This window comes from Cellulomonas sp. ICMP 17802, assembly GCF_041295535.1.
Lineage (GTDB): Bacteria > Actinomycetota > Actinomycetes > Actinomycetales > Cellulomonadaceae > Cellulomonas.
In genome coordinates this window covers 1-22,573 of record NZ_JBGFQZ010000009.1, presented here as the reverse complement: position 1 = coordinate 22,573, position 22,573 = coordinate 1, and the positions used below count along the sequence as shown (strand labels likewise).

Here is a 22,573-nt window from a genome sequence, read left to right as displayed (position 1 = left end):
CGGTCATGCGCGTCCGCCTCACCGTCGCCGTGGCCGCGGCGCTCCTGCTCGTCGGGAGCTCCGCGGCCTACGGCGCGTGGTCGCGCACGATCACCCTGGGCTCGGCGGCCACGCTTCGCGCGGGGACGATGGGCCTGAGCGCGACGTGGACGACGGCGCCGACGCTCTCCGGGCTGCTGCCGGGGACCACCCGCTCGGGCATCGCCAAGCTGACCCACTCGGGCAACGGGCGGTGGCAGTACATGCTGCCGTCCGTCACGGGCGCGGAGACGATGCCGGGCCTGGCCATCACGTACACGAGCACGACCGGGGCTCCGGGGACCTGCGGAGCCACGGCCATCCCCGCCGACGCGTGGAGCGCGACCCAGCCCGCCGGGTCGACGGTCTACGTCTGCGTGACGGCCACCCTGGCCGCCACCGCGCCGAGCTCCGCGCAGTCGGTCACGCCGGCCGTGGCGATCACGGTGAAGGCGCAGAACCAGTCCACGAAGTGACCATCCGACGCAGGGGAGCGAGCGTGACCGAGTCGTCGCGACAGCCGGACCCGGTGAGCCCCGTGCTCGTCCGGTCGGGTGCTCGCGCTGCCCGGTGGCGCGGCCGGACGGCCGTGGTCCTCGCCACGGTCGCCGCGCTCGTGCTCGTGGGGTCCGGCGGCGCGTGGGCCTGGTGGCAGGTCACCTCGACGCTCGCCTCGGTGACGGCGTCGACCGTCGTCGTGCCGCAGCCGACCGGCACGGTCACTTGCGTGCCGCAGGCGACGAACGACGTCTGGGGCCTGTACAACAACCGGGTCGACGTGTCGTGGAACGCCGCGACGGGGACGATGCCGGCCGGCTCGACCCGCCGCTACGTGGTTCGGCTGACCGGGTCCGACAGCACGGTCAAGGACAAGTACGTCGCCGACGCAGCGTCACCCCTGACCACCGCCGTCCTCAACACCGACCTCGCGCCCTCCGCGACCACCACCTATTCGATCCGGGTGATGACGGTGGCGGACTTCGCTCAGACGTCGTGGACGTCGGCGCCGATCGGCGCCGTCGCCGTGACGGCGACCCGCAAGACGTTCTTCGTCTGGACCTACTACGAGCTCTCGTGCGGAGCGGGGTGACGACGTGACGACGATCTCCGACGAGAGCGCCCCGGCCCCGGCCGACGAGCGCCTCGGCCTGCGGCGGGCCGTGCTCGACGTCGTGTCCGGCGCGGCCCTCGCGACCGTCGTCCTGCTCGCGCTCGTGATGATCGTCGTCCCGCTGGCGATGCGCGCCACGCCGTTCACGGTGCTGACCGGCAGCATGAACCCGACGATGCCGCCGGGGACCCTCGTCGTGACGCGTCCGGTCTCGACCGACGACATCGCGATCGGCGACGTGGTGACCTACCAGATCCACTCGAACCAGCCCGAGGTCGTCACGCACCGGGTGGTCGGCATCGGCTTCCGCTCGGACGGCGAGCGTCAGTTCCTCACGCGCGGGGACGCCAACAACGCCATCGACCCGGCCGTGCGCGCGGTCCAGGTCCGCGGCGTGGTCGCGTACCACGTGCCGTACCTCGGCTACCTGAACACCTGGGTCGGGATCAACCGGCCGGGGTGGTTGCTCAAGTCGGTCGCCGCGGCCCTGATCCTCTACGGCCTCGTGCTCGTCGGGACGGGCGCGCGTGACCGGCTCCGGCGTCGGCGGATCGGCGAGACGGAGGGGTCGGACGTCGTCGTCGAGACGGCTGCCGCCCCGGTGGCGCTCCCGACCGTCGCGATCGAGCGCGTCGCCGACCGGTCCGAGGTCCGGGTGGCGCCGGGAGCGGTGGCGGTCGCCGTGGTGCTGGTCGGCCTGGCCGTCGGTGTCGTCCTGGCGAGCAGGCGGTCCCGGTGAGGGGCGCCCGGCGCGGCCTGCTGGCCGGGATCGGTGTGCTCGCCGCCGTCCTGACCGTGCTGCCCGCCGCAGCTGCCCGGGCCGCCGACCCGCTCGCGCTCTCGACCGACGGGGTGACCTGGGCGGCGACGCTGCCGGGCGCACTGTTCGGGTCGCCCAGCGTCGTGGTGCCGGGGGACGTCATCTCGTCGGCGCTCTGGGTGCGCAACGAGTCCGGCGACCGCGCGCGGGTCGGGCTGGAGGTCTCCGACGACCTGGGTGCCGTCCCGGGCACCCTCGCGGGCGACCTGTCCCTCACCATCGACGGCGTGGCCGTCGCGGGCGGCACCAGCTGGCAGGGCCCCGAGCTCGCCCCCGGTGCCACCCTGCGCATCCCGCTCGTCGTGACGTTCGCCGCGTCGTCGCACGTGGCCAGCAGCGTCAGCGCCGCCACCGTGCTCGACTCCGTGACCCTCGTCCAGGCCGTCGGCGCCCCGGTCGTCGCTCCGCCGGCGGCCGCTCCGACGAGTGCGGCAGCACGCGCCACCCCCCACGGGCGTCCGACGTCCGGCGGCGGCCTCGCCCACACGGGCGCCGACGTCGCCGGTGCCGTGGGGGCCTCGTTCGCCGCGGTCGGCGTCGGCATCCTGCTCCTGGCGGCCCGTCGCCGGTCCCGCCGCGCCGAGGACTGAGCCGCAGGTTCCCGGCCGCTCGACCGGACACGGCCGCACGGGTGAAGAATGGGCCTGCCCGGTGCTCGACCGCCCGCCCGTCCCGGGTTCTCGTCGGTGGTCAACCGGCAGATCAGGCCGCGTTCTTCACCCCCTCCCGAGAAGTAAGCCAAGCCTTCGCAGACAGCCCCAGGGGTGCTGGTTACACTCGCCGGAGCAGTACGTGAACGTCGTCACAAGTGGGGTCACGAGTGGTGGTAGCAGCGATGGATGACGCGGACGTCATCGTCGTCGGCGCGGGCCCAGCCGGGTCCGCCGCCGCGTTCCACTGCGCCTCCGCGGGCCTGGACGTGCTGCTGCTCGAGAAGGCGGAGTTCCCCCGCGACAAGGTCTGCGGGGACGGCCTGACCCCCCGGGCGGTGGCCGAGCTGGTGCGCATGGGGCTGCCGATCCGCGAGCAGGACGGCTGGATCCGCAACGTGGGCCTGCGCGTGATCGGCGGAGGGCACCGCCTCGAGCTCGCGTGGCCGGAGCTGTCGAGCTACCCGTCGTACGGCCTGGCCAAGGCGCGCACGTCGCTCGACCACACGCTCGCGGACCACGCGCGCGCCGCGGGCGCCAAGCTGCAGGAGCGCACCACCGTCACGGGACCGGTGCGCGACGAGCGCTCGGGCCGGGTGGTCGGCGTGCACGCCAAGCTCGACGGCGAGACCGTCACCTACCGCGCGCCGGTGGTCATCGCGGCCGACGGGGTGTCCGCGCGGCTGGCCACGGGGATCGGCCTGGAGAAGCGCATGGACCGCCCCATGGGGGTCGCGGTGCGCACCTACTTCCGGACGCCGCGCCACGACGACCCGTGGATGGAGAGCCACCTCGAGCTCCGGGACGACGACGACAACCTGATGCCCGGGTACGGCTGGATCTTCTCGCTGGGCGACGGCACCGCGAACGTCGGGCTCGGCTCGGTGGCCTCGACGGCGGCGCCCACCAAGGTCGACTACAAGAAGCTGTTCGCCACCTGGATGCGCCACGTGCCCGCCGAGTGGGAGTTCACGCCCGACAACCAGGTGGGACCCGTCAAGGGCGCGGCCCTGCCCATGGGGTTCAACCGCGGTCCGCTGTACGGCAACGGCCTCATGCTCGCGGGCGACTCGGCCGGGATGATCAGCCCGTTCAACGGCGAGGGCATCGCGTACGGGCTCCAGGCGGGCCGGGTCGCGGCCGACGCCATCGCGCAGGGACTCGCGCGCGGCACGGCCGCGGGCCGCGAGCGCGCGTTCGCCACGTACCAGGGCCGCATGAAGGACGACCTCGGCGGCTACTACACGCTGGGCCGCGTCTTCGTCCGGCTGATCGAGCACCCGGAGGTCATGCGGGTGTGCACGCGGTACGGTCTGCCGCGACCGCTCGTGATGAAGTTCGTTCTCAAGCTCCTGTCCGACTGCTACGAGCCGAGGGGCGGTGACCTGGTGGACCGGGTGATCGCCGGCCTGGCCCGGATCGCCCCCGCAGCATGAACCCCGCCGGCCGCAAGGCCACCACAACGAAGTGGAGTGACGCGCGATGAGCAACCCGTACGTCCCGCTGCTCTTCCTCATGGGCATCGCCGCCGTGCTCGCCCTCGGCGGCGTGGGCTCGAGCGTCATCCTCGGCCCCAAGCGGTACAACCGCGCCAAGCTCGAGGCGTACGAGTGCGGCATCGAGCCCACCCCGCACGCCATCGGCGGCGGCCGCTTCCCCATCAAGTACTACCTGGTCGCGATGACCTTCATCATCTTCGACATCGAGGTGGTCTTCCTCTACCCGTGGGCCGTGAGCTTCGCGGACCTGGCCCTGTTCGGCCTGGTCGCGATGATCGGGTTCCTGGTGATCATCACGGTGCCGTTCGTCTACGAGTGGAAGCGCGGCGGGTTCGAGTGGGACTGATCTCGTCGTCCGCGAAGGAGTGTTGAGATGGGCATCGAAGAGGCACCGTCCGGGTTCCTGCTGACCACGGTCGAGGACCTGGTCGGGTACTTCCGCAAGGCGTCGCTGTGGCCGGTCACGTTCGGCCTGGCCTGCTGCGCGATCGAGATGATGGCCGCCGGCGCCAGCCGGTTCGACATCTCGCGGTTCGGCATGGAGGTGTTCCGCGCGTCCCCGCGCCAGGCCGACCTCATGATCGTCGCCGGCCGGGTGAGCCAGAAGATGGCGCCCGTGGTCCGCCAGGTCTACGACCAGATGTCCGAGCCCAAGTGGGTCCTCTCGATGGGCGTCTGCGCGAGCTCGGGCGGCATGTTCAACAACTACGCGATCGTGCAGGGCGTCGACCACATCGTCCCGGTCGACATCTACCTGCCCGGCTGCCCGCCGCGGCCCGAGATGCTCATCAACGCGATCCTCGCGCTGCACGAGCAGATCGAGAACGAGCCGCTCGGCGGCAACCGCAAGGCCGCGGCCGCCGCCGCCGAGGCCGCCGCGCTGGCCGCGACGCCGACGTCGCAGATGACGGGGCTGCTCAAGTGACGGACGAGAAGACCGACGCCGCCGACGCCGCGAAGCCGGGCGACGCGACGACGGCCGCGCAGCCCACCAGCGAGGCCGCGCTCGAGGCCGGCTCGCAGAACGTCCCCGCCGAGGGGCGGCCGCAGATCGAGGTGGTCGACGTCCGCCGCGGCATGTTCGGCGCGTCCGGCTCCGGCGACACCTCCGGGTACGGCGGACTGGTCACCGCGATCGCGCTGCCGGGCCCGAGCGAGCGGCCGTACGGCGGCTGGTTCGACGAGGTCGTCGACATCCTCACCGAGGTGCTCGACGAGTCCGGCACGACCTACGCCGCCGCCGTCGAGTCCGTGGTCGTGGACCGTGAGGAGCTCACGCTGCACGTCGCGCGGGAGCACATCGTCGAGGTGGCCCAGGCGCTCCGGGACGACCAGGACCTGCGGTTCGAGCTGAGTCTCGGCGTCTCGGGCGTGCACTACCCGCACGACGCCGGCCGCGAGCTGCACGCCGTCTACCACCTGGTCTCGGTGACCCACTCGCGCCGCCTGCGGCTCGAGGTCGCGGTCCCGGACGCCGACCCGCACCTGCCGTCGACGGTCTCGGTGTACCCGGCCAACGACTGGCACGAGCGCGAGACCTTCGACTTCTTCGGGATGATCTTCGACGGTCACCCGGGTCTGGCCCGCATCGAGATGCCCGACGACTGGCCGGGCCACCCGCAGCGCAAGGACTACCCCCTCGGGGGCATCCCGGTCGAGTACAAGGGCGCCACCGTGCCGCCCCCGGACCAGCGGAGGTCGTACCGATGACCACCCAGACACCCCGCTCCACCGCGCACGTGGTGGACTCCGACACCGAGGGCGTCCCGTCCTTCGAGGCGTCCGGCGGCGACTGGTCCGAGATCGCCGAGGAGGCCGCCCGCCTCGGCGAGGAGCGGATCGTCGTCAACATGGGTCCGCAGCACCCGTCGACCCACGGCGTGCTCCGGCTCATGCTCGAGATCGACGGCGAGACGGTGACCGAGGCCCGCGCGGGCATCGGCTACCTGCACACCGGCATCGAGAAGAACATGGAGTTCCGCACCTGGACCCAGGGCGTGACCTTCTGCACGCGCATGGACTACGTGGCCCCGCTGTTCCAGGAGGCGGCGTACTGCCTCGCGGTCGAGAAGCTGCTGGGCATCACGGACGACGTCCCCGAGCGGGCGACGGTCATCCGCGTGCTGATGATGGAGCTCAACCGGATCACGTCGCACCTGGTCTGCCTGGCCACGGGCGGCAACGAGCTGGGCGCGACGACGATCATGACCGTGGGCTTCACGGCCCGCGAGGAGATCCTCAAGATCTTCGAGCTGATCTCCGGCCTGCGCATGAACCACGCGTACATCCGCCCCGGCGGCGTCGCGCAGGACATCCCGCCGGGCGCGATCGACACGATCCGCGAGGCGCTGGTGGTCATCCGCGGCTACTTCAAGCAGCTCGAAGACCTGATGATGGCCAACCCGATCCTGCACCTGCGGCTCAAGGACGTGGGCTACCTCGGCCTGTCCGGCTGCATGGCCCTGGGCATCACCGGTCCGGTGCTGCGGTCGGCCGGCCTGCCGTACGACGTGCGCAAGGCGAACCCGTACTGCGGCTACGAGACCTACGACTTCGAGGTCCCGGTCGCGCAGTCGGCCGACTCGTGGGGGCGCCTCGTGCTGCGGCTCGAGGAGTGCTACCAGTCGATGCGGATCGTCGAGCAGACCCTGGACCGCCTGCAGAAGATCGGCCCCGGACCGGTCATGGTCGCGGACAAGAAGATCGCCTGGCCTGCGCAGATGGCCATCGGGTCCGACGGCATGGGCAACTCGCTCGACCACATCCGCGAGATCATGGGTACCTCGATGGAGGCCCTGATCCACCACTTCAAGCTGGTCACCGAGGGCTTCCGCGTGCCGGCCGGGCAGGTGTTCCAGACCGTCGAGCACCCCCGCGGCGAGCTCGGCGTGCACCTGGTGTCCGACGGCGGGACGCGCCCGTACCGCGCGCACTTCCGGGACCCCTCGTTCAACAACCTGCAGGCCACGTCGATCATGTGCGAGGGCGGGCAGGTGGCCGACGTCGTGGTCGCCGTCGCGTCGCTCGACCCGGTGCTGGGAGGGGTGGACCGATGAGCATCGAGACCGGTCGGACTCACAGGACGAGCTACGACGCCGAGACGCACGCGCGCCTCACGGCCGACTCGGACGTCATCGTGGCCCGCTACCCGCAGGCGCGCTCGGCGCTGCTGCCGATGCTGCACCTGGTGCAGTCCGAGGACGGCTACGTCAGCCCCCGCGGGATCGCGTTCTGCGCGGCCCACCTGGGCCTGACCACCGCCGAGGTGTCCGCGGTCGCCACGTTCTACACGCAGTACAAGCGGCACCCGAACGGCACCTACACGGTCGGCGTCTGCACCAACACGCTCTGCGCGATCATGGGCGGCGACGCGATCTGGGAGGAGCTCTCGGACCACCTGGGCGTCGGGCACGACGAGACCACCGACGACGGCGTCATCACGCTCGAGCGCGTCGAGTGCAACGCGGCCTGCGACTACGCGCCGGTGGTGATGGTCAACTGGGAGTTCTTCGACAACCAGACGCCCGACAGCGCCCGGCAGATCGCCGACGACCTCGCCGCTGGCAAGCCCGTGGTCCCCACGCGCGGCGCGAGCAGCGTCTGCTCGTTCAAGGAGATGTCCCGCGTGCTCGCGGGCTTCGGTGACGGTCGGGCCGACGAGGGCGTCGGCGCGGGTGTGCCGACGCTGCGCGGGCTCGAGCTCGCCCGCGCCGAGGGCTGGACGGCGCCGGAGTTCCCCGACGGCTCGGCCGCCGCTGCTCCCGGCGGCTCCCACGCGCCGAAGGTGGGCGCCGAGCAGTCGAGCGCCGAGCGCCCGGCCACGACGCCCGCCGACGTCTCCCCGGCGGCGGAGCAGAAGAAGAAGTCCACCGACGACGCGAAGGAGTCGTGATGGCGACGACCCTCACCCCGGTGCTCACGGACACGTGGGACGCCGACCGCTCGTGGACGCTCGCGTCGTACGAGGCGGCCGGCGGCTACCGCGGGCTGCGCCGCGCGATCGGCATGCAGGCGGCCGACGTCGTCACCATGGTCAAGGACTCCGGCCTGCGCGGCCGCGGGGGAGCGGGCTTCCCGACGGGCATGAAGTGGGGCTTCCTGCCCGCGCCCGACGGCGGCCCCCGCTACCTCGTGGTCAACGCGGACGAGTCCGAGCCGGGGACCTGCAAGGACATCCCCCTGATGATGGCCAGCCCGCAGCACCTGATCGAGGGCATGATCATCACCAGCTACGCCATCGGCTGCCACCACGCGTTCCTCTACGTGCGCGGCGAGGTGGTGCACGTGTACCGCCGGCTGCTGCTCGCCATCGAGGAGGCCCGTGCGGCCGGCTACCTCGGCACGGACATCCTGGGCTCCGGGTTCGACCTGGAGATCACGCTGCACGCGGGCGCGGGCGCGTACATCTGCGGCGAGGAGACGGCGCTGCTCGACTCGCTCGAGGGCCTGCGCGGCCAGCCGCGGCTCAAGCCCCCGTTCCCCGCGGTCGCCGGCCTGTACGCGCGCCCGACCGTGGTCAACAACGTCGAGTCGATCGCGTCGGTGCCGGGCATCGTCGTGGGCGGCTCCGACTGGTTCAAGTCGATGGGCACCGAGAGGTCGACCGGCCACGGGCTGTTCTCCCTGTCGGGCCACGTGACCCGCCCGGGGCAGTACGAGGCGCCCCTGGGCATCACGCTGCGCGAGCTGCTGGAGATGGCGGGCGGCATCCGCGAGGGCCACGAGCTGAAGTTCTGGACGCCCGGCGGCTCGTCGACGCCGATCTTCACCGCCGAGCACCTCGACGTGCCGCTGGACTACGAGTCGGTGGGCGCGGCGGGCTCGATGCTGGGCACGCGCGCGCTGCAGATCTTCGACGAGACCACCTCGGTGGTCCGGGCCGTCACGCGCTGGACCGAGTTCTACAAGCACGAGTCCTGCGGCAAGTGCACGCCGTGCCGCGAGGGCACGTACTGGCTGACGCAGGTGCTGCAGCGCATCGAGGCCGGCCAGGGCACGCACGCCGACATCGACCTGCTGCTCGACCTGTGCGACAACATCCTCGGCAAGGCGTTCTGCGCCCTCGGCGACGGCGCCACCAGCCCGATCACCTCGGCCGTGCAGTACTTCCGCGAGGAGTTCGAGGCGGGGACGCACACCCCCGCCGACGTCCTGTTCCCGCCCGAGGCGAGCAGCCTGTTCGCCTACACGCCGAAGCACGTCCTCGCGGGGGTCCACGCATGACGATCCTGTCCTCCGGGCCGACGACGTCCCTCGTCCCGGCCGCACCGGTCGCGCCCGCCGCGCCCGAGGGCGAGCTGGTGACCTTCACCGTCGACGGCATCGAGACCGCGGTGCCCAAGGGCACGCTGGTCATCCGCGCCGCCGAGCAGCTCGGCATCCAGATCCCCCGGTTCTGCGACCACCCCCTGCTCGCCCCGGCGGGCGCCTGCCGCCAGTGCCTGGTCGAGGTCTGGGCACCGGGCCGCGACGGCGCCCTGGCCAAGATGCCCAAGCCGCAGGCCAGCTGCACGCTCGAGGCCACGCCCGGCATGCAGGTCAAGACGCAGCACACCTCGCCCGAGGCCGACAAGGCCCAGCACGGCGTGATGGAGCTGCTGCTCATCAACCACCCGCTCGACTGCCCCGTCTGCGACAAGGGCGGCGAGTGCCCCCTGCAGAACCAGGCGATGAGCAACGGCCGCGCCAGCACGCGGTTCGTCGACGTCAAGCGCACGTTCCCCAAGCCGATCGCGGTCTCGACGCAGATCCTGCTGGACCGGGAGCGCTGCATCCTGTGCCAGCGCTGCACGCGGTTCTCCGAGGAGATCGCGGGCGACGTCTTCATCGACCTGCAGAAGCGCGGCGCCAACCAGCAGATCGGCACGTTCGACACCGCCGTGCTGGGCTTCGACGGGGAGGCGCCCCTGGGTGCCGCCGCCGAGGACACCTCGGGCCGCCCGTTCGCCTCGTACTTCTCCGGCAACACCGTGCAGATCTGCCCGGTCGGCGCCCTGACCAGCGCGGCGTACCGGTTCCGGTCGCGCCCGTTCGACCTGGTCTCCACGCCCGGCATCGGCGAACACGACTCGCAGGGCTCGGCCATCCGCATCGACCACCGCCGCGGCGTCGTGCTGCGCCGCCTCGCCGGCGAGGACCCGGTGGTGAACCAGGAGTGGATCACCGACAAGGACCGGTTCGCGTTCACCTGGCAGTCCGCGCCCGACCGCATCACCACCCCGCTCGTGCGCAACGCGGACGGCGAGCTCGAGCCCGCCAGCTGGGTCGAGGCGCTCGACGTCGCCGCGGCCGGCCTGCGCGCCGCGCAGGCTCCCGACGACCCGCGCGACACCGCGATCGGCGTCGCCGTGCTGCCGGGCGGCCGCCTGACGCTCGAGGACGCCTACGCGTACGGCAAGTTCGCCCGCGTGGCCCTGGGCACCAACGACGTCGACGGCCGCGCCCGCCCGCACTCGGCCGAGGAGGAGACCTTCCTCGGCCACCACGTCGCCGGTCGCACGCTCGAGGTCACGTTCGCCGACCTCGACCGCGCTCCCGCCGTGCTGCTCGTCGGCCTCGAGGCCGAGGAGGAGGCGGGCATCGCGTTCCTGCGCCTGCGCAACGCGGCGATCGCCCACAAGACGCGGGTGCTGTCGGTCGCCGCGCTCGAGAGCCGTGGGCTCCAGCGCCTGTCCGGCACCCTGCTGCCCGCCGCACCCGGCACCGAGGCGGAGGTCCTCGACGGCATCGGGACCGACTCCGCGCTGGCGGAGGCGGCCTCGCTGCTGGGCACCGAGGGCGCGCTGGTGCTCGTCGGCGAGCGCCTGGCCGGCGTGCCCGGCGGGTTCTCCGCGGCCGTGCGGCTCGCGCAGCGCACCGGGGCCCGCCTGGCGTGGGTGCCGCGTCGCGTGGGCGAGCGGTCCGCGGTCGAGGCCGGCCTGCTGCCGTCGCTGCTGCCCGGCGGACGCCCGGTCGCCGACTCCGCCGCGCGCGTCGACCTCGCCGCGGCGTGGGGCGTCGAGCACCTGCCCGCCGAGCCCGGCCGGTCGACGTCCGAGATCCTGGCCGCCGCGCGCGCCGGCCTGCTGGGCGGGCTCGTCGTCGGCGGCCTCGAGCCGGCCGACCTGCCCGACCCGGCGATCGCCCGCGAGGCGCTCGACAAGGTCACGTTCCTGGTCTCGCTCGAGGTCCGGCACTCCGAGGTGACCGAGCGTGCCGACGTGGTCCTGCCCGTCGCGCCGCCGACCGAGAAGCCCGGCACGTTCGTCACGTGGGAGGGGCGCCCGCGCCCGTTCCCGCAGGCGCTGGTCTCGCACTCGATGGCGGACCACCGTGTGCTGGACCGGCTGGCCGACGCCCTGGGCGTCGAGCTCGGGCTGCAGACGCTCGCCGCCGTGCACGCCGAGCTGGACCAGCTGGGCGGCTGGGACGGTGCGCGCGTGGACGCGCCGGCCGTGTCCGCCGCCGAGCCCCCCGCCGTCGCGCCGGGCTCCGCCGTGCTCGCCACGTGGCACCAGCTGCTCGACGGCGGTCGCCTGCAGTCGGGCGAGCCGTTCCTGGCGGGCACCGCCAAGCGCGCGGTCGCCCGCATCTCGGCCGGGACCGCCGCCGCGGTCGGCGTGTCGGACGGCGGGAGCCTCAGCGTGTCCACCGATGCGGGCACGATCGTGCTGCCCGTGGTCCTCACCGACATGCCGGACCACGTGGTGTGGGTGCCGACGAACGCGGTCGGTCTCGGCATCCGCGACGCCCTGCACGCCGACGCCGGCGACCTGGTCCGGCTCGCGCCCGGACCGCACCACCTGGAGGCCCGCGCATGAGGCTCATCACCGAGGCCGTCCCTCCGGTCACCGCGGACTTCAGCAACGACACGTGGTGGATCTGGCTGATCAAGGCCGTCGCCATCGTCGTGTTCCTGCTGACCAGCGTGCTCATCGCCATCTGGTTCGAGCGCAAGGTGGTCGCCCGCATGCAGGTGCGGCCCGGCCCCAACGTGCACGGCCCCTTCGGCCTGCTGCAGTCGCTCGCCGACGCCATGAAGCTCCTGGTCAAGGAGGACATGACGGTCAAGGCGGCCGACAAGCTCGTCTACATCGTGGCGCCCATGATCGCGGTGTTCTGCTCGCTGCTGGTGTTCGCCGTCATCCCGTTCGGGCCGCAGGTCGACCTGTTCGGCATCCTCACGCCGCTGCAGCTCACCGACTTCCCCGTGGCCGTCCTCTACATCCTCGCGTGCGCCTCGGTGGGCGTGTACGGCATCGTGCTCGGCGGCTGGTCCTCGGGCTCGACGTACCCGCTGCTCGGCTCGGTCCGGTCCACCGCGCAGGTCATCAGCTACGAGCTCGCGATGGGCCTGTCGCTGGTCAGCGTGTTCATCCTCGCCGGGTCGATGTCGACCTCGGGGATCGTGACGTCGCAGACCGCGGTGTGGTGGTTCCTGCCGCTGCTGCCCGCGTTCGTCATCTACCTGATCTCGATGGTCGGGGAGACCAACCGCCTGCCGTTCGACCTCCCCGAGGCCGAGGGCGAGCTGGTGTCGGGCTACATGACCGAGTACTCGTCGATGAAGTTCGCCTGGTTCTTCCTCGCCGAGTACATCAACATGCTCAACGTCTCGGCCGTGGCGACCACGCTGTTCCTCGGCGGCTGGCGCGCCCCCTGGCCGATCTCCGCCATCAACGACGGCATGTTCAACCACGGCTGGTGGCCCGTGCTGTGGTTCCTGGCCAAGCTCTGGTTCTTCATGTTCGTCTTCGTGTGGATCCGCGGCTCGGTGCTGCGGTTCCGGTACGACCAGTTCATGAAGATCGGCTGGAAGGTGCTGATCCCGGCCGCGCTCATCTGGGTGGTCTGCGTCGGCGCCGTGCAGGGCGTGCGGCAGTTCTCCGGCCTCGACCTGCGCTCGATCCTGTTCGTGCTCGCCGGCATCGTGCTGGTCGGGCTGATCGTCTCCTTCCTCATCCCGGAGAAGAAGCAGCCGACCGGGCCCAGGCGCCCGCCCGGCCCGCAGGTGTACGACCCCTACGCCGGCGGCTACCCCGTGCCGCCGCTGCCCGGCCAGGTGCTCCCGCCGTCGCCCCGCAAGCGACGCGCGCAAGCCGCGGCCGAGGCCGAGGACGAGACGTCGACGACCCCCCAGGTCACCCAGGAGGTGCACGGTGGCTGAGCCCCGCAAGCCCGCCCCGCAGGGCAAGGGCCCCGCCCGCAAGCCCGCGGCCGGACAGCCGGCGCCGGCCCGCAAGGCCGCGCCGCCCGCCACGGGCAAGGCCGTCGCGCCGCGCAAGCCCGCGGGCGAGGTCGGCACGCCCGAGCCCGCCGGCTACCAGTCGCTCATCGAGCCCCGCGGAGCGCTCTCCGACCTGTTCGCCCCGGTGGGCGGGTTCGGCGTGACGCTCTCGAACATGTTCCGGCCGACGGTCACCGAGCAGTACCCGTCCGAGAAGGTGCCGGCCAAGCCGCGCTACCACGGGCGCCACCAGCTCAACCGGTACGCCGACGGCCTGGAGAAGTGCATCGGCTGCGAGCTGTGCGCCTGGGCCTGCCCCGCCGACGCGATCTACGTCGAGGGCGCGGACAACACCCCCGACAACCAGCGGTCGCCGGGGGAGCGGTACGGCAGCGTCTACCAGATCAACTACCTGCGCTGCATCTTCTGCGGGCTGTGCATCGAGGCGTGCCCGACGCGCGCGCTGACCATGACCAACGAGTACGAGCTGGCGGGCCCGACGCGCGCCGGGATGATCTGGGAGAAGCAGGACCTCCTGGCCCCGCTGCGCAGCGGCATGCTGCAGGCGCCCCACCCGATGGTCGAGGGCACCACCGACACCGACTACTACCGCGGCGAGGTCACCGGCTCCACGCCGGCCCAGGTCGCGTGGGTCACGGAGCACCGGCCCGACGACCCGACGCTGCCCGGCGGCGCGGGCCTGGACGCGGCCAACGTGCCCGGTCCCACGGCCGCGGTGATGGCCGCGACGGTCGCCGCCGCGTCGAAGCAGGGCACCCGATGAGCGCGCTGGCCACGACCCTGCTCGAGTCGGGGAAGACGACGACGGCCGAGGCGGTCCTGTTCTGGACCCTCGGCCCGATCATGGTGCTCGCCGCCCTCGGGCTGCTGTTCGCCAAGAAGGCCGTGCACGCGGCGCTCGCGGTGGTCGTCGTGATGATCTCGCTCGCGTTCCTGTACGTCGCGCAGGACGCGGTGTTCCTCGGGGTCGTGCAGGTGGTCGTCTACACCGGCGCCGTGATGATGCTCTTCCTCTTCGTGCTCATGCTGGTCGGCGTCGACTCCTCCGACTCGCTGGTGGAGACCATCCGCGGGCAGCGCTGGATCGGGCTGCTGGCGGGCGTCGGGCTCGGCGTGGTGCTGGTCGGCGTGATCGGCCGCGCGACCTACGGCAAGGTGTTCGGGCTGGCCGGCGAGCTGTCGTCGCAGAACCCGACCGGCGTCGCGCACATCATCTTCGGGCAGTACGTGTTCGCGTTCGAGGTCGTCGGCGCCCTGCTGGTCACCGCGGCGCTGGGCGCGCTCGTGCTCACGCACCGGCAGCGGCTCACGCCGCGCGTCGGGCAGAGGGAGCGGGCCGACGCCCGCGTGGCCGCCGGCGCCATCCTCACGCCGCTGCCCGCCCCGGGCGTGTACGCCCGCCACAACGCGATGGACGTCCCGGCCCTGGGCCCGGACGGTCAGCCGCTCGAGATCTCCGTGCCGCGCGTGCTGCGCATCCGCGGGCAGGAGGCCGACGCCGAGGAGTTCGCGGCCCGCACCGAGCGCGTGCTCGCCGGTGCGTCGGTGGTCCGCGGCGGGGGGACACCCCCGCCCGAGGCCGCTCCGGCGGGGGCGTCCGTCAACGCCCCCCAGCCCGGCGCCGCGGTCACGGACACCGGCCAGGACGGGCCGTCCACCGGTCCGGCCGGCGTCATCGGACAGGAGGAGGGCAAGTGAGCCTGACCCACTACCTCGTGCTCTCGGCGATCCTCTTCTCGATCGGCGCGACCACGGTCCTGCTCCGGCGCAACGCGATCATCGTGTTCATGGGCGTCGAGCTCATGCTCAACGCGTCGAACCTCACCCTGGTCACGTTCTCCCGCATCCACGGCAACCTCACGGGGCAGGTCATGGCGTTCTTCGTCATGGTCGTCGCCGCCGCCGAGGTGGTCGTCGGGCTGGCGATCATCGTGGCGATCTTCCGCACCCGACGCTCGGCCTCGGTCGACGACATCAACCTGTTGAAGAGCTGAGGGGCGGGACGTGCACACCCTGACAACTCTCGTGGCGAGCCTGCCCACGGACACGGTCGCCCCCGCGGCGACGACGGTGGGCGAGGGCGTCCTGCTCGTCGCCCCGCTGCTGGTCGGCCTGCCGCTGCTGAGCGCCGCGGTGCTGCTGCTGGCGGGACGCCGGTCGGACCGCTGGGGCCACTGGCTCGGCGTGCTCGCCTCGGCCGCCTCGTTCGTCGTGGCCGCGATCGTCTTCGTGACCATGCTGGGCAAGCCCGCCGACGCGCGCGTGCTCGACGTCCACCTGGGCACCTGGATCGACGCGGGCGCGTTCCACCTCGACGCCGGCATGCGGCTCGACCCGCTGTCGATGACGTTCGTGCTGCTGGTGACGTTCGTCGGCACCCTGATCCACGTCTACGCCGTGGCGTACATGGACCACGACGTCGACCGGCGGCGGTTCTTCGCCTACCTCAACCTGTTCGTCGCGGCGATGCTCATCCTGGTGCTGGCCGACAGCTACCTGCTGCTCTTCGTCGGCTGGGAGGGCGTCGGCCTGGCGTCCTACCTGCTCATCGGGTTCTGGAACCACAACACCGAGTACGCGGTCGCCGCCAAGAAGGCCTTCGTGGCCAACCGCATCGGCGACGTGGGCCTGATCATCGCGCTCGGCCTGATGTTCGCGACGTTCGGCGCCGTGGACTTCGGCACCGTGCTCAGCGGCGTCGACGGCTCGGTGAGCCAGGGCACTCTGACGGCGATCGGGCTCATGCTCCTGCTGGCCGCGTGCGGCAAGTCGGCGCAGTTCCCGCTGCAGTCCTGGCTCGGCGACGCCATGGCCGGCCCGACGCCGGTGTCCGCTCTCATCCACGCCGCGACCATGGTGACCGCCGGCGTCTACCTCATCGTCCGGTCGGCACCCCTGTTCGACGCCGCGCCCACGGCCCAGCTGGTCGTGGTCATCGTCGGCGCGATCACCCTGCTATTCGGGGCGATCGTCGGTTGCGCCAAGGACGACATCAAGAAGGCGCTGGCCGCGTCGACCATGTCGCAGATCGGCTACATGATCCTGGCCGCCGGGCTCGGCCCGGTGGGCTACGCGTTCGCGATCTTCCACCTGCTGACGCACGGCTTCTTCAAGGCCGGGATGTTCCTCGGCGCGGGGTCGGTCATGCACGGCATGGACGACCAGGTGAACATGCGCCGCTTCGGCGGGCTCGCGCGGTACATGACGATCACCTGGCTGACCTTCATGGCCGGCTGGCTGGCGATCATCGGCATCCCGCCGTTCTCGGGGTTCTTCAGCAAGGACAAGATCATCGAGGCGGCGTTCGTGCCGGTCGACGGGTCGCCGTGGCGGGCCTGGGTGTTCGGCGGCATCACCATGCTGGCGGCCGGGATCACCGCGTTCTACATGTCGCGGCTGTTCTTCATGACGTTCGAGGGCGAGCGCCGCTGGTCCACCAAGCGCGACGGCAGCGCCCAGCACCCGCACGAGTCCCCGAAGCTCATGACCTGGCCCATGATCGTGCTGGCCATCGGCTCGGTGGGCCTCGGCTTCTTCCTCAACATGGGCAACCGGTTCGTCGACTGGCTCTCCCCGGTGCTCGGCAGCCCGGAGCACGCGGAGCCGGTGCTGCCCGTCTGGGTGCTGACCGTCCTCACGCTCGGCCTCGTGATCGTCGGCGTGGTCATCGCCTGGCGCCGGTACGCGATCTCGCAGGTCCCCGTCATCCCGCCGGTGGGCACGTCGCTCACGCAGGCCGCGCGCGTCGACCTCTACCAGGACTCGGTCAACGACGTCCTGCTGGTCGAGCCCGGCCAGGCGCTCACGCGCTCGCTCGTGTACGCGGACCGCACGGTCATCGACGGCACCGTCACCGGCGTCGGGCTGTCCACGGTCCTGCTGGGCGCGTTCGCGCGGCGGCTGCAGACCGGGTTCGTCCGGTCCTACGCCGCGTCGATGCTGCTCGGGCTCGTCGTCCTCGCCGTCGTCGTCCTGGTCATCCAGAACTGAGGAGTGCACCCACCGATGTCGTCCTCCTTCCCCTGGCTGACCGCCCTCATCGTCGTGCCCCTCCTGGGCGCGGTCGCTCTGTGGGTGCTCCCTGCCAGCCGCACGCGCGCCGTCGCGCTCGGCGTCGCCCTGCTCGAGCTGCTGCTCGGGATCGCGGCCCTGACCGCCTTCGACGTGGCCGACGCCGGCGCCGTCCAGCTCACCGAGGTCCACGGCTGGATCCCCGCCTTCGGGGTGTCCTACGCGGTCGGTGTCGACGGCGTCGGGCTCTCGCTCGTGCTCATGTCGGTGCTCATCGTGCCGCTCGTCGTGCTCGCCGCCTGGCGCGAGCAGGGCAGCCTGACCGTCGCCACCGACCAGCTGCGCCGCTACCTGGCCCTCGTGCTGCTGCTCGAGGCGTTCATCGTGGCCGTGTTCTCCGCGCGGGACGTGTTCTTCTTCTACGTCCTGTTCGAGGCCATGCTCATCCCGGTCTACTTCATGATCGGCATGTTCGGCGGGCTCCAGCGGCGGTACGCGGCCGTGAAGTTCCTGCTCTACTCGCTGACCGGCGGGCTGATCATGCTGGTCGCCGTGATCGCCCTGTACCTGCAGGGACCGGGCGGCCCGCAGGGCTTCCTCACCGACAACCTCACCGGGCTCACGCTGAGCTCGACCACCGAGAAGCTCATGTTCTCCGCGTTCTTCCTGGCGTTCGCCATCAAGGCGCCCATGTTCCCGGTGCACACGTGGCTGCCCGACGCGGCCGAGCAGGCCCCGGCCGGCACGTCGACCCTGCTGGTCGGCGTGCTGGACAAGGTCGGCACGTTCGGGATGCTCACGCTCTGCCTGCCGCTGTTCCCCGCCGCGTCCCGCTGGGCCGCGCCCGTGGTCATCGTGCTCGCCGTGGTCTCGATCCTCTACGGGGCGCTGCTCGCCATCGGGCAGAAGGACCTCATGCGGCTCATCGCCTACACGTCGGTCTCGCACTTCGGGTTCATCGTCCTCGGCATCTTCGCGTTCACCACCACGTCGATCGCCGGCTCGTCGTTCTACATGGTCAACCACGGCCTCTCGACGGCCGCGCTGTTCCTCATCGCCGGGTTCCTCGTGGCCCGGCGCGGGTCGCAGCAGATCGCCGACTTCGGCGGGCTGCAGAAGGTCGTGCCGGTGATCGCCGGGACGTTCCTGGTGGCGGGCCTCTCGGCGCTGTCGCTGCCCGGTCTGTCGACGTTCGTCAGCGAGTTCCTGGTGATCGTCGGCACCTTCGCCCGTCATCCCGCGGCCGCGATCGTCGCCACCCTCGGCGTCGTGCTCGCCGCGATCTACGTGCTCTGGACGTACCAGCGCATCTTCACCGGCCCGGTGCGCCCGGAGCTGGCCGCCATGCCGGACGCCGTCACCCGGGAGAAGTGGGTGGTCGCCCCGCTGCTCGGCCTGATGGTCGTGTTCGGGTTCGTGCCCGGTCCCGCGCTCGACCTGGTCCGGCCGCCCGCGTCCGTGACGCTCGAGCAGGTGGGGGTGCAGGACGTGCCGACCGCCGCAACTGAGGGGAGCAACCCGTGACCGACTTCGTCGCACCCACGGTCGACTGGGCGGCGCTGAGCCCCGTCGTCATCGTGCTGCTCGCCGCGGTGCTCGGCGTGCTGGTCGAGGCGTTCGTGCCCGCCCGCGTGCGGCGGACCGTGCAGCTCTCGCTCGCGGTCGCCGCGCTGTTCGGCGCGATCATCGCGGTCGCCGCCCTGTGGAGCGGCGTCGACGCCACCGGCGGCACCGTCGTGCTGGGCGGGTCGCTGCTGGTCGACGGCCCCACGCTGGTGCTGCAGGCCACCATCGCGCTGCTGGCGCTGCTCGCGCTCCTGATCATCGCCGACCGCACGGAGACCGGCGAGGACGCGTTCGCGCCCAACGCCGCCGCCGTGCCGGGCTCGGAGTACGAGGAGCTCGCGCGCCGCAAGGGCGTGCAGCAGACGGAGATCTACCCCCTGGTGCTCTTCGCCACGGGCGGCATGCTGATCTTCCCCGCCGCCGGTGACCTGCTCACGCTGTTCGTCGCGCTCGAGGTGCTCTCGCTCCCGCTCTACCTGCTCACCGGCATGGCGCGTCGTCGGCGCCTGCTCTCGCAGGAGGCGTCGATGAAGTACTTCCTGCTCGGCGCGTTCTCCTCGGCGCTGCTGCTCTTCGGCATCGCGCTGGTCTACGGCTACTCGGGCTCGCTGCGGTACTCCGACATCGCCACCGCGACGCAGACGCCGAGCGGACTGGACAGCGTGCTGCTCGTCGGGTCGGTGCTCATCCTGTCCGGCCTGCTGTTCAAGGTCGGTGCGGTGCCGTTCCACACCTGGACGCCCGACGTCTACCAGGGCGCCCCGACGCCGATCACCGGGTTCATGGCCGCCTGCACCAAGGTCGCCGCGTTCGGCGCGCTCCTGCGGGTCGTCTACACCGTGCTGCCCGGCCTGCAGTGGGACCTCGGCGTGGTGCTGTGGACCGTCGCGATCCTCACGATGGTCGTCGGCACGGTCGCCGCCCTGGTGCAGACCGACATGAAGCGCGTGCTCGGGTACTCCTCGATCGCGCACGCCGGGTTCATCCTCACCGGCATCATCGCGCTCAACCAGGCCGGCATCGTGGCGGTGCTCTTCTACCTGCTGGTCTACGGCGCCGCGACCGTCGGGGCGTTCGGCATCGTGTGGCTGGTCCGGGAGCGCAGCGCGGGCCCCGACGGCGACGGCCCGATCCTCGGGGAGGCCACGCACCTGTCGCAGTGGGCCGGCCTGGGCCGCACCCACCCGGTCCTCGCGGTGACGTTCGCCCTCTTCCTGCTGTCGTTCGCCGGCATCCCGCTGACGGCCGGGTTCGCGGGGAAGTTCTCGGTGTTCTCCGCGGCGGTCGAGGGCGGCGCCTGGCCGCTCGCGCTCATCGGCGTGCTGGCGTCCTCGGTGGCGGTGTTCTTCTACGTGCGGATCATCGTGCTGATGTTCTTCACGCAGCCCGCCGGGGTCGACGACGAGACCGCCGGGGTGGCCGCGCTGGCGCCGACCGCGGAGGGCTTCGCGCTGGTGGGGGACACGGCCGTCGCGGTCGAGGCCGTGCCGGTCACCGAGGCGCGCTCGACGGTCAGCACGACGGTCGTCGGCACGGAGGGCTTCGCGGTCGTCGCGATCGCGGTCTGCGCGGTGCTCACGATCGGGCTCGGCGTCGCGCCCTCCCCGGTCCTCGACCTCATCTCGAACGTGGCGACGTTCCTGCCGTGACCGCCCGCCTGTCCGGCGGGATCGCGTCGCCGGGATAGGTTCGTGCCGTGACTACGATGACGGCCTTCCCGCTGGCCGATCCTGACCTGGCCGACCGGTTGACCGTGCGCCTCGCGCTGGTCGAGGAGCGGCTGCGGGACGCCGTGACCAACGTGGACCCGCTGGCCGACGACGCGTCGCGCCACCTGGTCAACGCGGGCGGCAAGCGCCTGCGGCCCCTGCTGACCCTGCTGGCGGCCGAGCTGGGCGACGGGTCCCGGCGCGAGGTGGTCGACGCGGCGGTCGTCGTCGAGCTCACGCACCTGGCCACGCTGTACCACGACGACGTCATGGACTCCGCGCCCCTGCGCCGCGGTGCCCCCGCGGCGCACGAGGTCTGGGGGAACTCGGTCGCCATCCTCACAGGCGACCTGCTGTTCGCGCGCGCGTCCGCGACCGTGGCCGGCCTGGGTCCCGACGCGGTGCGCATCCAGGCGGCCACGTTCGAGCGGCTCTGCCTGGGCCAGCTGCACGAGACGGTCGGCCCGCGGCCCGAGGACGACCGGGTGTCGCACTACCTGCAGGTGCTCGCGGACAAGACCGCGTCGCTCATCGCGACCTCGGCGCGGTTCGGGGCGATGTTCGCCGGCTGCGCGCCCGACGTGGTGGCCACGGTCACCGGGTTCGGCGAGAAGATCGGCGTCGCCTTCCAGCTGGCCGACGACGTCATCGACCTCACCTCGGACGGCGACGTGACCGGCAAGACGCCGGGCACCGACCTGCGTGAGCGCGTGCCGACCATGCCCGCGCTGCTGCTGCGCGCCCACGCGGCCGGACCGGACGGCACCGACGAGGACCGCCGCGTGGTCGCCCTGCTCGACGGCGACCTGTCCGGCGACGCCGACCTGGCGACCGCCGTGGCCGCCCTGCGCGGGCACGCGGTCGTCGACGAGACCCGCCGGCGCGCGGTCACGCTGGCGCAGGCGGCCGTGCGCGAGCTGGAGCCGCTGCCCGCCGGGCCGGTGAAGGACGCGCTCGTCTCGTTCGCGGACGCACTGGTGGACCGGGCCGCCTGACGATCGGGTGAACGCCCCTCCGTCCGCCGATCCGCCCGTGGCACCATGGCGGCGCGAACCCGCACCGCGTCCCGGAGGTCAGCAGTGAGCACACCAGCGCACGGGGCGACCTGCCGCACGTGCGGCGCGCCGCTCGAGCCGGGCGCGGTGTTCTGCGCCGACTGCGGCGCGCGCGTGGCCGGCGCCCCCGAGCCGTTCGCGCCCGTTCGGTCCGGCGCGCCGACGCCGGTAGCGGCGGCACCGGTGGGGCTGGCCCCGACGCCCCCGCCCGGCGAGAGCCGGCCCGTCCCGCGCCGTGCGGTGGCGGCACCGAGCACCGCGTACCCGGTGGCCCCGGGCTCCGTCGCGTCGATCGGCAGCCGTGCGCTCGCCTTCGCGATCGACGGCCTCGTCCTGCTCGTCGCCTACGGCATCGGGTACGGGGTCGTCGCCGCCACCGGCAACCTCCCTGGGTCGGTGGCGGACCCGGGCGCGACGCGCGTCGCCCTGCTCCTGCCCGGACTGCTCGGCCTGCTGGTGGGGATCGGGCAGTGGGTCGCGGAGGCCACCACCGGCGCGACCGTCGGCAACGCGGTCGTCGGGATCCGGACCGTCTCGTCGCGCACCGGGCGCCCCGCCGGGCTGCTCGCGATCCTCGTGCGGCAGCTGGTCGTCGCGGTGGGCTTCCTCGTGTGCCTCGTGGGGGAGTGGATCGTCGTCGTCTCGGGGGCCTGGGACTCGTCGCCGGCCCAGCGCGGCTGGCACGACAAGGCCGCCGGCACGCTGGTGCTCCGCGCCGGCAGGGTCGCGCGGGCCCCGGTCGCCGCGCCGAGCACCGCCTGGAGCGCGGCCGTGGCGCGCACGATGGGCGACCCGGTCGCCGGGGAGCCGGGCGTGGTCCCGGACCCGCCGGCCGGCCCGGTCGTCGCGGCCGAGCCGCCCGTCGCGCCGGTGCTCGTGACGGGTGCGCCGGGCGTCCCGCCCGCCGC

21 protein-coding genes are annotated in these 22,573 nt (G+C 72.5%); all 21 read left to right on the top strand.

Features of this window, described 5'->3' with window-relative positions; genetic code table 11:
• The first annotated feature begins 5 nt into the window (after positions 1-5).
• Positions 6-494 (top strand): hypothetical protein, encoded by a 489-nt coding sequence (locus AB5970_RS09560; RefSeq protein WP_370503702.1) that lies wholly within the window; start codon positions 6-8, stop codon positions 492-494.
• Between the two features lie 23 nt (positions 495-517).
• Positions 518-1,108 carry a hypothetical protein gene (locus AB5970_RS09555; RefSeq protein ID WP_370503701.1) on the top strand — a complete coding sequence of 197 codons (591 nt, stop codon included), beginning with the start codon at positions 518-520 and terminating at the stop codon, positions 1,106-1,108.
• Positions 1,109-1,112: 4 nt separating this feature from the next.
• Positions 1,113-1,868, top strand: coding sequence for a signal peptidase I (locus AB5970_RS09550; protein ID WP_370503700.1), 756 nt, complete (start codon positions 1,113-1,115; stop codon positions 1,866-1,868).
• Positions 1,865-2,539 (top strand): hypothetical protein, encoded by a 675-nt coding sequence (locus AB5970_RS09545; protein ID WP_370503699.1) that lies wholly within the window; start codon positions 1,865-1,867, stop codon positions 2,537-2,539. Before AB5970_RS09550 ends, AB5970_RS09545 begins: the two co-directional genes overlap by 4 nt.
• Before the next feature lie 245 nt (positions 2,540-2,784).
• The gene (locus AB5970_RS09540; protein WP_370503698.1) at positions 2,785-4,035 is read left to right on the top strand and encodes a geranylgeranyl reductase family protein; all 1,251 of its coding nucleotides are present in this window, start codon (positions 2,785-2,787) and stop codon (positions 4,033-4,035) included.
• Between the two features lie 46 nt (positions 4,036-4,081).
• Positions 4,082-4,444, top strand: coding sequence for an NADH-quinone oxidoreductase subunit A (locus tag AB5970_RS09535; protein ID WP_370503697.1), 363 nt, complete (start codon positions 4,082-4,084; stop codon positions 4,442-4,444).
• A gap of 27 nt (positions 4,445-4,471) precedes the next feature.
• Positions 4,472-5,023 carry a NuoB/complex I 20 kDa subunit family protein gene (locus tag AB5970_RS09530; RefSeq protein ID WP_370503696.1) on the top strand — a complete coding sequence of 184 codons (552 nt, stop codon included), beginning with the start codon at positions 4,472-4,474 and terminating at the stop codon, positions 5,021-5,023.
• A complete protein-coding gene (locus AB5970_RS09525; protein ID WP_370503695.1) occupies positions 5,020-5,808 on the top strand; it encodes an NADH-quinone oxidoreductase subunit C in 789 nt (262 codons plus the stop codon). The genes AB5970_RS09530 and AB5970_RS09525 overlap by 4 nt, the downstream gene beginning before the upstream one ends.
• Positions 5,805-7,154: an NADH-quinone oxidoreductase subunit D gene (locus AB5970_RS09520; RefSeq protein WP_370503694.1), complete on the top strand. Its 1,350-nt coding sequence runs from the start codon at positions 5,805-5,807 to the stop codon at positions 7,152-7,154. Before AB5970_RS09525 ends, AB5970_RS09520 begins: the two co-directional genes overlap by 4 nt.
• Complete coding sequence (gene nuoE / locus AB5970_RS09515; protein ID WP_370503693.1) at positions 7,151-7,990, top strand: NADH-quinone oxidoreductase subunit NuoE; 840 nt, start codon at positions 7,151-7,153, stop codon at positions 7,988-7,990. The genes AB5970_RS09520 and nuoE overlap by 4 nt, the downstream gene beginning before the upstream one ends.
• Positions 7,990-9,321 carry an NADH-quinone oxidoreductase subunit NuoF gene (gene nuoF / locus AB5970_RS09510; RefSeq protein WP_370503692.1) on the top strand — a complete coding sequence of 444 codons (1,332 nt, stop codon included), beginning with the start codon at positions 7,990-7,992 and terminating at the stop codon, positions 9,319-9,321. Before nuoE ends, nuoF begins: the two co-directional genes overlap by 1 nt.
• Positions 9,318-11,897 (top strand): NADH-quinone oxidoreductase subunit G, encoded by a 2,580-nt coding sequence (locus AB5970_RS09505; protein WP_370503691.1) that lies wholly within the window; start codon positions 9,318-9,320, stop codon positions 11,895-11,897. The genes nuoF and AB5970_RS09505 overlap by 4 nt, the downstream gene beginning before the upstream one ends.
• On the top strand, positions 11,894-13,243 hold the full coding sequence (nuoH, locus tag AB5970_RS09500) for an NADH-quinone oxidoreductase subunit NuoH (RefSeq protein WP_370503690.1): 1,350 nt from the start codon (positions 11,894-11,896) through the stop codon (positions 13,241-13,243). The genes AB5970_RS09505 and nuoH overlap by 4 nt, the downstream gene beginning before the upstream one ends.
• Positions 13,236-14,087, top strand: coding sequence for an NADH-quinone oxidoreductase subunit NuoI (gene nuoI, locus AB5970_RS09495; protein WP_370503689.1), 852 nt, complete (start codon positions 13,236-13,238; stop codon positions 14,085-14,087). The genes nuoH and nuoI overlap by 8 nt, the downstream gene beginning before the upstream one ends.
• The gene (locus AB5970_RS09490) at positions 14,084-15,022 is read left to right on the top strand and encodes an NADH-quinone oxidoreductase subunit J (RefSeq protein ID WP_370503688.1); all 939 of its coding nucleotides are present in this window, start codon (positions 14,084-14,086) and stop codon (positions 15,020-15,022) included. The genes nuoI and AB5970_RS09490 overlap by 4 nt, the downstream gene beginning before the upstream one ends.
• Positions 15,019-15,318 carry an NADH-quinone oxidoreductase subunit NuoK gene (gene nuoK / locus AB5970_RS09485; RefSeq protein WP_370503687.1) on the top strand — a complete coding sequence of 100 codons (300 nt, stop codon included), beginning with the start codon at positions 15,019-15,021 and terminating at the stop codon, positions 15,316-15,318. Before AB5970_RS09490 ends, nuoK begins: the two co-directional genes overlap by 4 nt.
• 10 nt (positions 15,319-15,328) lie before the next feature.
• The gene (gene nuoL, locus AB5970_RS09480) at positions 15,329-17,314 is read left to right on the top strand and encodes an NADH-quinone oxidoreductase subunit L (protein ID WP_370503686.1); all 1,986 of its coding nucleotides are present in this window, start codon (positions 15,329-15,331) and stop codon (positions 17,312-17,314) included.
• Positions 17,315-17,329: 15 nt separating this feature from the next.
• Positions 17,330-18,859 (top strand): NADH-quinone oxidoreductase subunit M, encoded by a 1,530-nt coding sequence (locus tag AB5970_RS09475; RefSeq protein WP_370503685.1) that lies wholly within the window; start codon positions 17,330-17,332, stop codon positions 18,857-18,859.
• Entirely contained in the window at positions 18,856-20,550 is a 1,695-nt protein-coding gene (gene nuoN, locus AB5970_RS09470; RefSeq protein ID WP_370503684.1) for an NADH-quinone oxidoreductase subunit NuoN, read from the top strand. The genes AB5970_RS09475 and nuoN overlap by 4 nt, the downstream gene beginning before the upstream one ends.
• Positions 20,551-20,606: 56 nt before the next feature.
• Positions 20,607-21,605, top strand: a complete 999-nt coding sequence (locus AB5970_RS09465) for a polyprenyl synthetase family protein (RefSeq protein WP_370503790.1) — start codon at positions 20,607-20,609, stop codon at positions 21,603-21,605.
• Positions 21,606-21,689: 84 nt separating this feature from the next.
• Positions 21,690-22,573, top strand: an 884-nt coding sequence (locus tag AB5970_RS09460) for an RDD family protein (protein ID WP_370503683.1), incomplete at its 3' end; no start/stop codon positions are given.

What these genes read in the sequence shown, in the direction of transcription:
- AB5970_RS09520 (WP_370503694.1), top strand. Translation starts at nt 5,805, where the DNA reads ATGACCACCCAGACACCCCGCTCCACCGCGCACGTGGTGGACTCCGAC.
- AB5970_RS09505 (WP_370503691.1), top strand. Translation starts at nt 9,318, where the DNA reads ATGACGATCCTGTCCTCCGGGCCGACGACGTCCCTCGTCCCGGCCGCA.
- AB5970_RS09465 (WP_370503790.1), top strand. Translation starts at nt 20,607, where the DNA reads ATGACGGCCTTCCCGCTGGCCGATCCTGACCTGGCCGACCGGTTGACC.
- AB5970_RS09530 (WP_370503696.1), top strand. Translation starts at nt 4,472, where the DNA reads ATGGGCATCGAAGAGGCACCGTCCGGGTTCCTGCTGACCACGGTCGAG.
- AB5970_RS09560 (WP_370503702.1), top strand. Translation starts at nt 6, where the DNA reads ATGCGCGTCCGCCTCACCGTCGCCGTGGCCGCGGCGCTCCTGCTCGTC.
- AB5970_RS09475 (WP_370503685.1), top strand. Translation starts at nt 17,330, where the DNA reads ATGTCGTCCTCCTTCCCCTGGCTGACCGCCCTCATCGTCGTGCCCCTC.
- AB5970_RS09490 (WP_370503688.1), top strand. Translation starts at nt 14,084, where the DNA reads ATGAGCGCGCTGGCCACGACCCTGCTCGAGTCGGGGAAGACGACGACG.
- AB5970_RS09540 (WP_370503698.1), top strand. Translation starts at nt 2,785, where the DNA reads ATGGATGACGCGGACGTCATCGTCGTCGGCGCGGGCCCAGCCGGGTCC.
- nuoH (WP_370503690.1), top strand. Translation starts at nt 11,894, where the DNA reads ATGAGGCTCATCACCGAGGCCGTCCCTCCGGTCACCGCGGACTTCAGC.
- nuoE (WP_370503693.1), top strand. Translation starts at nt 7,151, where the DNA reads ATGAGCATCGAGACCGGTCGGACTCACAGGACGAGCTACGACGCCGAG.
- AB5970_RS09535 (WP_370503697.1), top strand. Translation starts at nt 4,082, where the DNA reads ATGAGCAACCCGTACGTCCCGCTGCTCTTCCTCATGGGCATCGCCGCC.
- nuoF (WP_370503692.1), top strand. Translation starts at nt 7,990, where the DNA reads ATGGCGACGACCCTCACCCCGGTGCTCACGGACACGTGGGACGCCGAC.